The organism is Sporosarcina sp. QA0331 (assembly GCF_055808055.1).
In genome coordinates this window covers 1,567,035-1,582,471 of sequence record NZ_CM147850.1, presented here as the reverse complement: position 1 = coordinate 1,582,471, position 15,437 = coordinate 1,567,035, and the positions used below count along the sequence as shown (strand labels likewise).

Below are 15,437 nucleotides of genomic sequence, written 5' to 3'. Positions count from 1 at the left end.
CTACCTTTCTAAGCCGAAAGATGTCAGGATTTCCTTTTGCCTTCCGAACATCTTCTTTTCGTCTTCTTCCGTCATATGGTCATATCCAAGAAGATGCAGGAATCCATGCAAGGCAAGGAAGCCGATTTCGCGCCTTTCATCATGCCCGTATTCAGCAGCTTGTCTTGACGCTGTCTCGACTGATATTAGAATGTCACCGAGGACGATCGGCATGTCCTCTTCTTGGATAACAGCGACTTCCCCTTCTGTCATTTCCTCAAGCGCAAATGAAATGACATCGGTCGCCTTATCTTTTCCTCTGTATTCAGCATTTATTTTTCGAATCTCTTCATCCGTCATGAAAGTCACCGACACTTCAGGTTGGCCGGAAAGCCCTTCCATACCAGCTGCATGATTCAATACATTCGCCACAAGTTGTGTAATGTCTTCGGTCACTTTTTCCGTTTCATCATTAAAATAAATATCTAGCATTGTTTCGCCTTCCTTCTGATCAGTCCGGATATTCAATCCGGCTATGGAAAATGCCGTTTAACGTTTCACAAATAACATTTTCGATCGTTTTTAATTCCTTCATCGATAAATCACATTCATCGAATTGTCCGTCATTCAATTTTGAGGCGATTATCGATTTGACTAATTTTGCTATTTTTTCCGGTGTTGGCTCCTTTAAAGAACGTACTGCCGCTTCGACACTATCCGCAATTGAAATGATGGCGATTTCCTTCGTCTGCGGCTTCGGTCCTGGATAGCGAAAATCATCCTCTACTACATCCTGTCCCAATTCCTTCGCCTTTACAAAGAAAAACTTCAAAAAGCTTGTTCCATGATGCTGCCTTGCAATATTGATGATTTCGATCGGCATTTTATGCTTAGCAAGCAGGTCTGCACCGTCATTTGCATGGGCAATAATAATATCACGGCTTTTTTCTGGTGGCAATTCATCATGTGGATTAACGATGCCATGTTGATTCTCGATGAAAAACCCCGGTCGTATCGTCTTCCCGATATCATGATAATAACTACCGACTCTTGCCAGCAATCCATCGGCCCCAACCGATTCACATGCGGCGTCTGCCAAGTTGGCGACCATCACACTATGATGATATGTACCTGGTGTTTCGGTAAGTACTTTTTTCAAAAGAGGGTGATTCGGGTTTGATAATTCGATCAGCCTCATATCCGAAAGCAACCCGAAAGCAGATTCGAAAAAAGGCATTAAACCGATCGTCAAAGCTCCAGACAATATTCCTGAAGCTGTTGCGGCTATCAAGTAAAATACCAACTCAGACAGCTCATACGTAGACTGGGTCATCAATAAATAGAAACCTATGAACAGAATATTAGACGCCGCCACGACAAGGCTCGTCCGTAAAATATTCGATCTTCGCCCGTTATTTCCTAAAACATAGATGCTTATGACTCCACTGAACAAAATATAGAGGGCAATCTCCATTTGCATGATTGCAGCGAATCCTTCCTGAAGCATAATGCCAGCGGTAGCGGCAGTAATAATCGTCAACATGAAAGCTAACCGTTCATTCGTTAGCAGCTTCACAAGAAGAGGTGCCAGTGCCGTCGGAAATAGGAATGCAATCTGCACATCAAACTCTTTATCAATTAAACTGATAAGCTTCATCATAATTACGAGAATGAAGAAGACGGAATAGACGATCAGTAATGATTTCTTTTTCTTATTATTGTCTTCCCGCCATGTTGTGAAATGCATAAAAACAATTGCGGACACAAAAACAACATACAGTATAAGCCCTGCCATCGGCTTCGTAGATGACTGGTTTGTCAATAGGCCTGTCAATTCCAACTGTCTGTATATTTCCGAATCGATGAATTGGCCTTCTCGAACGATGACTTGACCTTGCAAAATCCTAGTAGGCTCAACTGCATTTTTTTCCTCTTCAATTCGTTTGTCTGTCAATTCTTTGTTGATTGTTTCCGTTTCAACAACAAGCGATCTTCCTAATGTGATGAGTGTCTGTAATTCTGCGGGAGGAATCGCTTCGGACAAACGGAGCTTCCTTTCCACTTCGTAGCGGACCGTAGACAAATCACCACTTCGGATAGGCTTGGACAATTCTTCCGTAATAATGCTTGATATTTCATTTTGCATTTTGCGTAAGACGGATACATCTCTTGTTAACAAGCTTGAAATGGCATCATCAGTTAAACGAAGGCCGGGCTCCTCTTCTTCCAGTTTTAAAAACTTCTCCCTAATATCTTTAATTTGTTCGGAACGTGTTTTCACTTTTTTATCTGGATTTCCGGTGTCAGGAACATTCTGTTGCTTCTCATCTATGATGAAATCGAATAAGTTTATGGCAATGGCGGCCCTGTTCTTCGCGATATCTTCCGAAAACTGATAAAACGGTGTTACTTCCGATTCGATTCTTTTCTTTTCCTGCTCCGTCTTGACAGTATCTTCAACCGTTTTCAAAGAACGGATTGTCTTTGGAGAGATTTTGAATTCATGAAGCTCATACGTTTCTTGCTTTACATTTCCATACATCAGGGAAAATAATGCGATAGCTGCTAATCCTATGACGAACATTGATAAATATTTGAATTTCAAGGACTTGAAAAGTTTAATGATGGGTGTGAACACAAACAATTCCCCCTATCTCTCTTTATCTTTTCGTTCGTTGTTGAAATGATGAAAGAGCAGTCATTTTAAGATGACTGCTCACTTTCATACGCCTCGATGATTTTTGCGACGATTGGATGTCGTACGACGTCACCTTGCTCCAAATATTGAAAATGAATTTCAGGTACTTTTTTCAAGATCGATTCAGAAGCATTAAGTCCCGATTCAACGCCACGAGGTAAATCGATTTGTGTCTTGTCGCCTGTTATGACCATTTTGGAGCCAAAGCCAAGTCGAGTCAAAAACATTTTCATTTGCGCTTTTGTCGTGTTCTGCGCCTCATCGAGGATGACGAAAGCATCATCAAGCGTACGGCCTCTCATATACGCCAAAGGCGCGATTTCAATCGCTCCCCGCTCGATGAGCCTTTCTGTATGTTCGGCCCCTAGAACGTCATGCAGAGCATCATAAAGAGGACGTAAATAAGGATCGACCTTCTCTTTCAAATCTCCAGGAAGAAATCCTAGGCTTTCACCAGCTTCTACTGCCGGTCTTGTCAAAATAATTCGCTTTACAGATCCGGTCTTCATTGCCTGCACAGCTAGAACGACTGCGAGGTACGTCTTACCGGTACCTGCTGGCCCGATACAGAATACTAAGTCATTTTTCCGTATTGCGTGAATGTACTCCCGTTGGCCGATCGTCTTCGCACGGATTGCCTTCCCTTTTGCCGTCCGAGCAATTTCTTCATCATATAACTCGGCAAAATATTCAATCGTGCCATTTTTCACCATTTCGATTGCTGTAGAAATATCGCGTAAATTGATGTTGATCCCTTTACGGATCACTTTTAACAATTGCTCTAGTAGATACTTCCCGGCAACGATATCTTGTTCTTCCCCGGCAAGTGAAATCGTATCTCCGCGGGTAAGGATGGAAATATTCATGGATTCTTCAATCAATTTCATATTTTGATCGGATATGCCGAGAAGCATGACGGCCTCATTCGGTTCCTCGATATGAAGTTGAATCAGTTGTTCGCTCAATAGTTTCAGTCTCCTTGGGATAACGGTCTTTTTATCGCTATATTCTCATTCATTAAAAACAATATAGTCCCCTCAACTGTATCATTTCCGAACGTCAAGTGTAAAATGTTTTCATCTTTTATGATGAGATCGGTTTGTGTTTCTGTCATGATTTTATATTTTAGTAACGGAATGATTACATCTTCCTCCATGCCTTCCGTCAACTCAAATTGATCAAACCTGTCTTCGCGGTGCCTTTCTGTTCTAATAAAAGATCGAAAGACTGGCATTTCACCCTTTTTCCATACAATAGGAGATTGCCAATGGATGATGACATTTTCCTCCCCAAGCAGATGATAATCAACGGTTTTCGGAATTTTAAAAGAGTATTCTGTCCAAAAATCAGCATATACAGATCCTTCCGCACCGACCACTGCACGCTTATTCCCTTGCTCCAATATCCCCGTAGCAAGCAAATCACCTTTTTTAACCGTTTGATGCACTCGAGCAACCCTTTCGCCCCTGCTCAACTGAAAACCTGTTATGACACCTCCTGTACGCGCAACGAGATCAGAAGGAGGTCCCACTTTTTCGACTTTGTCATTCAATTTCGGGGAGAGCATAGGTATAACCGTCAATGTACTTCCTGACCGCTTGAATCGAACCCAAGAGAGCGACGGATCCTCCAACATGAGCGCTCTTCGGATTTCCCCTTCATCCGGAATCAAGGAAAGCGGACGATACATCGATATCGATATGTCCTCCAACTTGTTGCTGATCCTCTCTGATACTTCTGGCACGTCCGTTTCAATTTCGATTTTCCAAAGGAATAATGAGGCAACGAGCGGGATAAGGCAAGCAATGAGAAAACGGAAGGATGTGAAAAGCCTTTTTTCAACCGCCCCATCATCTGCTGGTTTGATTGAAACTTTCATTTTATACCGTCGTCTATGTTTCCTAATGAATTGAATACCTTTTTTATCGGTACGGAATCGTATCCCTTTCCCGGACTCCATAATTCCGGAAACCTTCACACCGGATGTAGCAAGAAATGTCAAAAATCTGGAAGGGTCAGTTTTTCCAATAAGAATGACGTTAAACCGTTTATGAATCATAGGCGCCCTGTCCATCTTTCATTTCTTTAATTGTCACGGATGTTAATGTTTCAAATGAGAATACAGCCATCTCCTCCGATAGCGTTTCGACGATTAGCTCCTCCCCCGCAGCTTCGATAACATGGTCACCGCAACGAATCGTTGCATAATCCGGCCCAAGTTTCATTAAAGAATAAGGGCCTGTAATTTTGACCGAAACAAATTCTTCAATCGTTACAGTTGAGTTCATTTTAAATAATTTTTTCAAGATAAAACCCCCTATCCAAGCCTATGATTTGGATAGGGGGTCAATGATTATTGTTTTGACTTGGGAGGCCCTAAAATTTCAGAGAAAATAATGCCTTTGATCAAGTCCTGTTCATTTGTCGGGATCATCTCATTCTGTTTGACCATCTCTTTTGTAATGAGAGTGCCTTGATGAGCCGATAATCGACCACGATGCGGTTCCCGTTTCGATGTCCTGTCGTGTTTCTTTTCCGTGTATACCGGAACTTCTTTTACGCTTCCCCTGCTTTCAACTTCTCTTGCCTTGGAAGGCGATGAAATGACCGGGGCGGGTTGGCGTTCAGATGACTGCCTGCTAGGAGGTTCATCGATTTCCGTTTGAAATTCACGTTGAATTTCTTTATACATCTCTCGGGACATTTCCTTCAACTTCCGCAACGGATCCGGTTGTTCAGAAGAGCCTTGCGATGCAGGTGGCCGTTTAGGTTGTGCCTTCTTCTCGGGCTCATTAGACTTCTTCCCTTTAAAAAACATGCTGATAAGTCCCATGGCGATTGCTATAATTAACGTCTCCATCTGTGCATCCCCTTTCCGGGAATTTTCAGCTCAAACGTCACTCTTTAGTTGTGTCAGGTTTTTGCTGTTCCCCACCGATTTTACTAATGGAATCACGCATACCTGTGTCCGCTTGGATATTTTTATAGTTCATATAATCCATAATGCCGATATTGCCTGTCCGGAGAGCTTCTGCCATTGCAAGAGGTACTTCCGCCTCCGCACCGACCACTTTCGCACGCATCTCTTGGACTTTCGCTTTCATTTCCTGTTCATTCGCGACAGCCATTGCACGGCGTTCTTCCGCTTTCGCTTGCGCGATATTCTTATCAGCCATCGCTTGTTCAGTTTGAAGCTCAGCACCGATGTTTTTACCGATGTCAACGTCCGCGATATCAATGGATAAGATTTCGAAAGCTGTTCCAGAGTCAAGACCTTTCGCTAACACCGTCTGAGAGATCAAATCTGGATTTTCCAACACTTTAGCATGGTCAACAGAAGAACCGATTGTCGAAACGATACCTTCCCCGACACGCGCAACTACCGTTTCTTCACCTGCACCACCGACAAGTCGGTCGATGTTTGCACGAACAGTAATTCGCGCTTTCGCCTTCACTTCGATACCGTTCATTGCTACACCAGCAATGAATGGTGTTTCGATAACTTTAGGATTTACGGACATTTGAACCGCTTCAAGAACGTCACGACCTGCCAAGTCAATCGCTGCCGCACGTTCAAATGACAATTCGATATTTGCACGATGCGCGGCAATCAATGCATTGACGACCCGGTCGACGTTACCGCCAGCCAAGTAGTGGCTCTCAAGCTGGTTAATCGCAACATTTAAACCTGCTTTATGTGCCTTGATGAGCGGATTGACGACCCTGCTCGGAATAACCCGGCGAAGACGCATACCGATCAACGTGAAAATGCTTACCCGTACACCCGCCGCTAGTGCGGAAATCCATAGTGTTACAGGTACAAGCGTGAAAAACACCGACAAAATAATGATTGCTCCGATAATGATTGCAATAGTTACAATCATACTTCCTCCAATTGCTATATCCATTATTCAATTTCCTCCTTTTCTACGAATTCCCGAACAACGATCCGGGATCCTTCAACCTTCACAATGATAACATGTTTTCCTCTATCGATATAGCTTCCTTGTGAAACGACATCGATTCGCTCGCCTTCCATATCGATTGTTCCGGATGGACGGAGAGGCGTAATTGTCACAGCTTTTTTGCCGAGAAGCTCGACCCGATTTACATTCGATACATAACCGCTTTCTGTATCTGTCGAATCCATCAGAATGACTTTATTCAGCAAGTGCAATTTCCTTCTAAAGAATTTCATAATGATCACCATCCCGCTGACGGCTACAGCAATCGCGATCAGGACAGAATACGCCATGAACACCGGATTGGCACCCGCCAAAATGATACTTACCACGATAGCGATTGCCCCAAGGAGGCCTGCTATCCCACCCGCCAAGAAAAATTCAAGCACAATGAGCACAATGCCGATTATGAACAGAATGAGTGTTTCATATCCGGCTAGACCCGCAATAAGATGTCCGAAAAAGAATAGAAGCAATGCTGAAAGCGCCATCGTTCCCGGAACGCCGAAGCCTGGTGAGTACAGCTCCACAACGAGACCTAAGCCCGCAATTGATAGAAGGATTGGAACGACGATTGGATGTGTAACAAAACGAGCAATTCCTTCAGTGAAGGTTACTTTTGTCTTCACGATTTCAGCATTTTCCAACTCGTTCACTTTCAAAAGTTCTTGGAAAGACGAAACGGTACCTTCACTATATTCGACTTCGAACGCCTCATTTGCTGTTAGTGTCAGTAGTTCTCCAACTCCAGCCTGAAATTGAGGTAAATCTGCAGAATCATCGGCCATCGCAACCGCATACTGAGGATCACGGCCGGATGATTCTGCTGCGCTCTGCATTTCTTTCACCCAAAAGCTATGCGTCTTGTTTTCCACGGCATTTCCAGCACCGTCAACTGCTTGAGCTGCACCGATTTTGCCGTTCGGAGACATGTAGATCTTGTCAGCATGTAGGGCGATGTATGCTCCAGCGGAGAGTGCTTTGTAATTGATATAAGCAATGATATCAGTTTCGGTCTCATCCATTAATTTCCCTATTTCTCCTGCTGCGTCGATAAAGCCTCCATTTGTATTGATTTCAAGGATAATTGCTTTCGCCCCAGCTTCTTCTGCTTCCTTGAAGGAACGCTTCAAATAGGCGTGAAGGCCCTTTTCCACTTCCTGGTTTAATTTCACGTGGTATACTTTTTCGGAAGCTGCATCCGTTTGCGCAAAAGGTATTGAAATCGCGGATAAGAATAAAATGAACAGGAGAAACGTCCCTATCATTTTACGCATTCGTTCAATCACCCCTTTCTTTATGTCCATTATACCTTCTTTACGTATGGACTTGTTAAAAAGTTTCAGTCAAAACAATACAAAAACCGGAAAATCCAATAGGATCTTCCGGTTTCATTCATAACATACTTATTTTTGTTAGTTAATATGGACAGATATTAGAATTTACGCTTACGAGCAGCCTCAGACTTCTTTTTACGTTTGACACTTGGCTTCTCATAGAACTCACGCTTTCTTACCTCTTGTATTGTACCACTTTTTGATACAGTACGTTTGAAGCGGCGAAGAGCATCTTCAAGCGATTCATTTTTGCGAACGACAGTTTTCGTCATATCTCTTGTCCCTCCCTCCGAGCACACTTCGAAACAAGGTTTTACTCCTTGTACTAAAAAATTATAACGCACTATCCGTGAGTGGTCAATAAAAAACTTTCAAAATATCTTTGCGAAATAGGAAAATTTTCTGTTTCACGGCAGATGGCCTATCAGTATGCAGAATTGCCCTCTAATCCTTGCATGATTTGCACGCCTGAACTTGCACCGATTCTTGTAGCGCCTGCTTCAATCATCTTTTTCATATCATCAAAGCTGCGAACCCCTCCGGATGCTTTTACACCCATTTCAGGACCGACGACCGCCCGCATTAGCTTCACATCTTCTTCAGTAGCTCCTCCAGTAGAGAAACCAGTTGATGTTTTGACAAAATCAGCACCAACAGCTCGTGAAAGTTCGCAAGCTTTTCTTTTCTCCTGTTCAGTGAGCAATGAAGTTTCAATGATCACTTTCACAATCGCTTTGCCTTTTGCCGATTCGACAACAGCAGCAATGTCATTTTTAACGAGTTCATCATCGCCGCTTCGAAGCGCACCGATATTAATGACCATGTCGATTTCCCCAGCACCATTTTCAATCGCATCTTTCGTTTCAAATGCTTTTACTTCACTTGTAGAAGCGCCTAAAGGGAAACCGATAACTGTACACACTTTTACAGATGTTCCTTTCAATACTTCTGCTGCCGTTTTGACCCATGCCGGGTTCACACATACAGATGCAAATGAATATGTTTTCGCTTCTTCGCAAAGTTGAATGATCTCCTCTTTTGTCACATCCGCTTTCAGTAATGTATGGTCGATGTATGCTGCGTATTGTTGATTCAAAATAATTCCTCCTCCAGTTGTACGTACCTCTTTCATCATAGCAAAGAAAGACATTTTTCGCATTAAAAAACAGTTCACCCAACAATGGATGAACCGTTTTCTAAATTTACTTACGCAAGGGCTTCTTCCTCTTCAATAACACGGACGAATTGGCCCTCGTTATAAGGATATCCAGCCTTCGTTATTTTTACTTTGACGATTTTGCCGACCATCGACTCATCTGCCTGGAAGACGATTTTCAAATAGTTGTCTGTATAACCTTCATACAAACCACTTTCCGGATCAAGCTTATATTTCTCTTCCGGAATCACTTCAAGCACTTCGTCTTCAAATTCAGCAGCATATTGTTTTGCCAATTGGTCATTCAACTCAAGCAGACGATGCACCCGTTCATTCTTAACTTCTTCATCGATCTGATCATCCATACGCGCAGCCGGAGTTCCCGTCCGTTTTGAATAAGGGAAGACATGCAACTCAGAAAAACGATGATCTCTAATGAAATTATACGTTTCCATGAATTCTTCTTCCGTCTCACCCGGAAAACCAACGATAACATCAGATGTGATTGCAAGATGTGGCAAAGCTTCGCGTAAACGATCTAGACGTTCCGCAAAAAATTCCATCGTATATTTCCTTCTCATCCGTTTGAGGACCGTGTTGGATCCAGATTGAATTGGAATATGCAAATGCCTTACGATTTTAGTTGACTCGCGCAGCACACCAATCACTTCGTCAGTCAATTGGCTAGCTTCAATGGAACTGATCCGGAGTCGCTTCAATCCTTTTACTTTGGTTTCAAGATCTCGCAATAGACGGGCTAGATTATAATCCTTCAAATCCTCTCCATATCCGCCTGTATGGATTCCTGTAAGAACGATTTCAAGATAGCCTGCATCGACGAGCTGCTGAGCTTGACGGATAACTTCTTCAGGATCTCTAGAGCGCATAAGTCCACGCGCCCACGGAATAATACAAAATGTGCAGAAGTTATTGCAGCCTTCCTGTATTTTTAAAGAAGCTCTTGTACGATCTGTGAACGCGGGTACATCGAGTTCTTCATATACCCGATTCTTCATAATGTTCCGGACCGCATTGATCGGCTGGCGTTCTACTTTGTATTCATCTATTAGACCAAGCAATTTCGTACGGTCCTGTGTACCGACGACAATATCGACTCCCGGGATTGCCATAATTTCAGCCGGGGAAGTCTGTGCATAACAACCAGTCACACAAATAACCGCATCCGGATTTTGCCGAATAGCTCTCCGAATGACTTGACGACTTTTCTTATCGCCGGTATTCGTGACCGTACATGTATTAATTACGTAAACGTCTGCGTTTTTCTCGAAATCGGAGCGGTCGTAACCGGCATCCTTGAAAAGCTGCCAGATCGCTTCCGTTTCATAATGGTTCACTTTGCAGCCTAATGTATGAAATGCAACAGAAGACACTAGCTGCTCACCTCTTTCATTCAAATTCGTATGACATGGCGGACAAAAAATAAAGCGGAGCGGTTTCTGTCCTAAGTATGCGCGGTCCTAACGAAACCGATAGGAAGTCCGCATTGCGCATTTCCTCAGCTTCTTTTCTAGACAATCCGCCTTCAGGACCGAAAACAACGAGCACCGTTTGTTTATGATACACGTTTTTCAACCTATCTGCAATCTTGTTCGGATCAGTGCCTTTTGCATCTTCTTCATCTGCAAAAAATCGGATATCATAATTTCGGGACTCCTGAAGCAACTGCTTGAAGGACATCGGGGACAAGACATCCGGGATAATCGTCCGATGACATTGTTCCGCCGCTTCCTTCGCAATCTTTTGGAGCCTCTCTACCTTTTTACTTCCTTTTTTCGCATCCCATTTGACGATGGATCGCTCCGCTTCAAACGGGATGATTGACCTCATTCCAAGCTCGGTTCCTTTTTGGACGATAAGATCCAATTTATCACCTTTCGGTAAGCCGCATGCAATTGTCACATTCACTTGCATCTCATTCGAAGGCAACTGGGCATCCTTCTTTTTTACAGCTACACCATCATTAAGGATATCGGAAATTTCAGAAATGAAGGCCTCACCTTTATCGACTGCGATGATGCAATCACCAGCTTCCATCCTCATCACCTTGACGATGTGCTTGCCGTCATCGCCTGAAATATAGGCATTTCCATCGTTATCAAATGATGTCTCTAAGAAATAGCGTTGCAAACTTCACACACCCCTTTTGGATGCGACGATTGCCACCCACTCTTCCATTAAGACGGATTCAATAATTTCAAAACCTTTGCTTTGGAGATCTTCCTTCACTAGGTCACGTTTTTGAGCGATGATTCCTGATACGATGAATAACCCGTCTTCTGGCAGAATCGAATAAGCATCTTCAGAAAACGTCATAATCACTTCTGCCAAGATATTCGCAACGATGATGGATGCCGGCTCTTTAATGGAATCCAGCAAGTTGCCATGTGTTACGTCAACGACATTTTCCACCTTGTTTAAAGCGATATTTTCTTTCGCCGCCTGCACAGCAACTTCGTCCAAATCTAAAGCTTGCACTTTGGATGCGCCAAGAAGTGCCGCCCCGATCGACAACACGCCCGATCCTGTTCCGACATCAATGACAGAGTCGCCTTGCTTTACGTATTTCTCCAACGCTTGGAGACACATGACTGTCGTTGGATGCGTCCCTGTGCCGAAGGCCATGCCCGGATCAAGTTCAATGATTAACTCATCAGAATCGACTGGCTCGTATGTTTCCCACGTAGGAACGATCGTGAATCTTCCAGAGATTTTGACCGGATGGTAATATTTTTTCCAAGCCGTTGCCCAATCCTCTTCATCGACCTCGTTCGTCTGCACTTGATTGAGTCCGACATCCAATCCGTACTCTGCCAGTTCGTTGACGGATTCACTGATTTCCTTTACCGTCTCAATCAAAAAGCTATTGACTGGCAAATAAGCTTTTACAATGACCCCTTCCATAGGGAAGTCTTCTTTTTTCAGTTCGTAAATTTCGCCGAAACGATCTTCATGAATTCGATCGGGCTCTTCGGAATCTTCAATGATAACTCCGCTCGCGCCCGCTTCATGTAAAATATTGGCAACTGCTTCTGTCGCCTCATGTGACGTATGGATGGAGATTTCGGACCATTTCAACTACGTTCATCCCTTTCAATCGCCTTTTATTGTTCTTTTGATTTTATCAAAAAGTGAGCTCGAATACTCATCCGGCGAGTTGCCTTCAATCGAAGCGAATTCACGGAGAAGCTCTTTCTGTTTTTCTGTCATTTTTTTAGGTGTAATGGCTTTGACGATGACGTGTTGATCACCAACTCCATGACCATGAACATTTTTAACACCTTTTCCACGCAGGCGGAAATTTGTTCCCGTTTGCGTTCCTGCTGGTATTTTCAGTTTTACGTTCCCAGACACGGTCGGTACTTCGATTTCATCACCTAACGCCAATTGCGGGAATGTAAGTGGCAATTCCAAGTAAATATCATCGCCTTCACGAACAAAACGGTCATGATCTTTCACTCTAAAGACGATATACAAGTCTCCAGCCGGACCGCCGTTGATGCCGGCTTCACCTTGACCTGACACGCGCAACTGTTGGCCATCATCGACACCTGCAGGAATTGTTACTTTGATCTTTTTACGTTTCGTTACACGGCCTGAACCATGGCAAGTTCCGCATTTTTCAGGAATGATTTTTCCTGTCCCTTGGCAATGCGGACATGTCCGACGATTCACCATTTGCCCAAGCGGAGTGTTTTGAGTGACTGAAATTTGACCAGATCCACCACAATGAGAACATGTATTGACCGGAGTGCCTTTTTTTGCCCCCGTTCCGTCGCACGTATCACAAGTTTCCTCTCTCGGCAACTCGATTTCGGTCTCTTTTCCGAATACAGCTTCCATAAAATCGATTGTCATGGAATACTGGAGGTCATCACCTTTTCTTGGCGCATTTGGGTCCCGTCTTCTCGAACCCCCTCCGAAGAAAGTGCTGAAAATGTCTTCGAAACCGAATCCGTCAGCAGAACCGCCACTAAAGCCGCCAAATCCACCAAAGCCTTGGTTTGGATCGGCATGGCCGAATTGGTCATAATTCGCACGTTTATTTTCATCGCTTAATGTTTCAAATGCTTCTGTTACTTCCTTGAATTTCTCTTCTGCACCCGCTTCTTTATTCAAATCGGGATGATATTGTTTTGACAATTTCCGATAGGCTTTTCTAATTTCCTCTTTACTCGCCGTTTTCGATACGCCGAGCACTTCGTAATAATCACGCTTACTCATTATTCCACTCTCCCATGAATCTTTGACATTCGCAGTTCACGAACCATTTTCAAGCTTATAACCGTTCTAGTTAAAAGTTACGACTCATTGTAACACGCTCAGAAAAAAGAGACAAAACTACTGTTGGCAAGAATACAATTGCTCAACAAAAGAAAAAGCCAAAGCCGGAATATCGGACTTTGACTTTTCCGTCAATCGTTCGTTCAATTAGTTTTTCTTGTCATCGTCCACTTCTTCGAAGTCAGCATCGACAACACCATCATCTTTCGGTTGATCGCCAGCTTCAGCTGAACCGCCTTGTGCTTGGGCTTCCGCAGCAGCTTGCTCATACAATTTAACCGACAATTGTTGGACAAGTTCTTCCAACGATTGTTTTTTCGTACGCATTTCGTCTAAGTTTCCAGCTTCGACTGCCTTTTTCAATTCCTCTTTAGCTTCTTCGACTTTTTTCACTTCGTCTTCAGAAACTTTGCCTTCAAGGTCTTTCAATGTCTTTTCAGCCATGAATACGAGCTGATCTGCATCATTTTTCAAATCTGCTTCCTCTTTGCGGCGCTTATCCTCTTCCGCATTCGCTTCAGCATCTTTTACCATGCGATCGATTTCATCGTCGGAAAGACCAGAGCTTGATTGAATCGTTATGTTTTGCTCTTTTTGAGTTCCAAGGTCTTTCGCTTTAACAGTAACAATACCGTTTTTATCGATATCAAATGTCACTTCGATTTGCGGAATTCCTCGTGGAGCCGGTGGGATATCCGTTAATTGGAAACGGCCAAGTGTTTTATTGTCCGCAGCCATTGGACGCTCACCTTGCAACACATGGATATCAACAGCAGGCTGGTTGTCTGCAGCAGTTGAGAAAACTTGGGACTTGCTCGTAGGGATTGTTGTATTTCTCTCAATCAATTTCGTAAATACGCTGCCCATTGTTTCGATACCAAGAGAAAGTGGAGTTACGTCAAGCAAGACAACATCTTTCACGTCTCCGCGTAGGATGGAGCCTTGAACAGCCGCACCCATAGCAACTACTTCGTCAGGGTTTACACCTTTGAAAGGTTCTTTGCCAGTTTCTTTCTTAATCGCTTCCTGTACGGCAGGAATACGAGTAGATCCTCCAACTAGGATGACGCGATCGATTTCGGATGCAGATAAGTCCGCGTCTTTCATCGCCTGACGAGTCGGCACCATGGAACGCTCAACTAGATGTGCTGTCAATTCGTCGAATTTAGCACGAGTCAATGAAATTTCAAGGTGAAGCGGTCCTGCTTCTCCCGCAGTGATGAACGGTAATGAAATTTGAGTTGACGTTACACCTGAAAGATCTTTCTTCGCTTTTTCAGCAGCGTCTTTCAAGCGTTGCATCGCCATTTTGTCTTTCGAAAGGTCGATACCATTTTCTTTACGGAATTCTTGCACTAAGTAATCGATGATGACATCGTCGAAGTCGTCTCCGCCCAATTTGTTGTCCCCTGCTGTTGCACGGACTTGGAAGACTCCATCGCCGAGCTCAAGGATCGATACGTCGAATGTACCGCCTCCAAGGTCATAAACAAGGATTGTTTCATCTTCATCGGTCTTATCTAGACCGTAAGCTAGAGCTGCTGCTGTCGGCTCGTTGATGATCCTTTCGACTTCAAGTCCTGCAATAGTACCGGCATCCTTCGTAGCTTGACGCTGTGCATCGTTGAAATAAGCCGGAACGGTGATGACTGCTTTCGTCACTTTTTCACCTAAGTATTCTTCCGCATAACCTTTCATGTATTGAAGGATCATTGCAGATACTTCTTGCGGAGTGTATTCCTTATCTTCAACTTTTACTTTATAGTCGGATCCCATATGTCTTTTCACTGACATGATCGTGTTTGGATTAGTAATGGATTGGCGCTTTGCCACTTCACCGACTTGGCGTTCTCCGTTTTTGAATGCAACTACGGATGGAGTTGTGCGGTTGCCTTCCGGGTTTGGAATGACTTTCGCCTCTCCGCCTTCATATACTGCTACTACTGAGTTTGTTGTCCCCAAGTCGATTCCAATAATTTTGCTCATTTAAATTCCTCCTAAAT

General features: G+C 43.7%; 15 protein-coding genes. All 15 read right to left on the bottom strand.

Features of this window, described 5'->3' with window-relative positions; genetic code table 11:
• Nucleotides 1-471 carry an rRNA maturation RNase YbeY gene (gene ybeY / locus AC0L13_RS07660; protein ID WP_473645542.1) on the bottom strand — a complete coding sequence of 157 codons (471 nt, stop codon included), beginning with the start codon at nt 469-471 and terminating at the stop codon, nt 1-3.
• A gap of 19 nt (nt 472-490) precedes the next feature.
• The gene (locus AC0L13_RS07655) at nt 491-2,617 is read right to left on the bottom strand and encodes an HD family phosphohydrolase (protein WP_473645540.1); all 2,127 of its coding nucleotides are present in this window, start codon (nt 2,615-2,617) and stop codon (nt 491-493) included.
• A 65-nt stretch (nt 2,618-2,682) separates the two neighbouring features.
• Nucleotides 2,683-3,642: a PhoH family protein gene (locus tag AC0L13_RS07650; protein WP_473645538.1), complete on the bottom strand. Its 960-nt coding sequence runs from the start codon at nt 3,640-3,642 to the stop codon at nt 2,683-2,685.
• A 5-nt stretch (nt 3,643-3,647) separates the two neighbouring features.
• Nucleotides 3,648-4,736 carry a sporulation protein YqfD gene (locus AC0L13_RS07645; protein WP_473645536.1) on the bottom strand — a complete coding sequence of 363 codons (1,089 nt, stop codon included), beginning with the start codon at nt 4,734-4,736 and terminating at the stop codon, nt 3,648-3,650.
• The gene (locus AC0L13_RS07640; RefSeq protein ID WP_473645534.1) at nt 4,726-4,983 is read right to left on the bottom strand and encodes a hypothetical protein; all 258 of its coding nucleotides are present in this window, start codon (nt 4,981-4,983) and stop codon (nt 4,726-4,728) included. Before AC0L13_RS07640 ends, AC0L13_RS07645 begins: the two co-directional genes overlap by 11 nt.
• Nucleotides 4,984-5,030: 47 nt before the next feature.
• Complete coding sequence (locus tag AC0L13_RS07635) at nt 5,031-5,537, bottom strand: hypothetical protein (RefSeq protein ID WP_473645531.1); 507 nt, start codon at nt 5,535-5,537, stop codon at nt 5,031-5,033.
• 37 nt (nt 5,538-5,574) lie between these two features.
• Nucleotides 5,575-6,561 carry a flotillin-like protein FloA gene (gene floA, locus AC0L13_RS07630; protein ID WP_473646895.1) on the bottom strand — a complete coding sequence of 329 codons (987 nt, stop codon included), beginning with the start codon at nt 6,559-6,561 and terminating at the stop codon, nt 5,575-5,577.
• A 23-nt stretch (nt 6,562-6,584) separates the two neighbouring features.
• Nucleotides 6,585-7,916 (bottom strand): NfeD family protein, encoded by a 1,332-nt coding sequence (locus AC0L13_RS07625; RefSeq protein ID WP_473645529.1) that lies wholly within the window; start codon nt 7,914-7,916, stop codon nt 6,585-6,587.
• Between the two features lie 158 nt (nt 7,917-8,074).
• Entirely contained in the window at nt 8,075-8,248 is a 174-nt protein-coding gene (gene rpsU / locus AC0L13_RS07620; RefSeq protein WP_009496905.1) for a 30S ribosomal protein S21, read from the bottom strand.
• A gap of 152 nt (nt 8,249-8,400) precedes the next feature.
• Entirely contained in the window at nt 8,401-9,108 is a 708-nt protein-coding gene (deoC, locus tag AC0L13_RS07615; RefSeq protein WP_473646892.1) for a deoxyribose-phosphate aldolase, read from the bottom strand.
• Between the two features lie 74 nt (nt 9,109-9,182).
• Nucleotides 9,183-10,523, bottom strand: a complete 1,341-nt coding sequence (mtaB, locus tag AC0L13_RS07610; protein ID WP_473645525.1) for a tRNA (N(6)-L-threonylcarbamoyladenosine(37)-C(2))-methylthiotransferase MtaB — start codon at nt 10,521-10,523, stop codon at nt 9,183-9,185.
• A gap of 16 nt (nt 10,524-10,539) precedes the next feature.
• Entirely contained in the window at nt 10,540-11,280 is a 741-nt protein-coding gene (locus AC0L13_RS07605) for a 16S rRNA (uracil(1498)-N(3))-methyltransferase (protein WP_473645523.1), read from the bottom strand.
• A gap of 3 nt (nt 11,281-11,283) precedes the next feature.
• A complete protein-coding gene (prmA, locus tag AC0L13_RS07600; RefSeq protein WP_473645521.1) occupies nt 11,284-12,228 on the bottom strand; it encodes a 50S ribosomal protein L11 methyltransferase in 945 nt (314 codons plus the stop codon).
• Between the two features lie 15 nt (nt 12,229-12,243).
• On the bottom strand, nt 12,244-13,374 hold the full coding sequence (dnaJ, locus tag AC0L13_RS07595; protein ID WP_473645519.1) for a molecular chaperone DnaJ: 1,131 nt from the start codon (nt 13,372-13,374) through the stop codon (nt 12,244-12,246).
• Between the two features lie 207 nt (nt 13,375-13,581).
• Complete coding sequence (gene dnaK, locus AC0L13_RS07590) at nt 13,582-15,420, bottom strand: molecular chaperone DnaK (RefSeq protein WP_473645517.1); 1,839 nt, start codon at nt 15,418-15,420, stop codon at nt 13,582-13,584.
• Between the last annotated feature and the right edge of the window lie 17 nt (nt 15,421-15,437).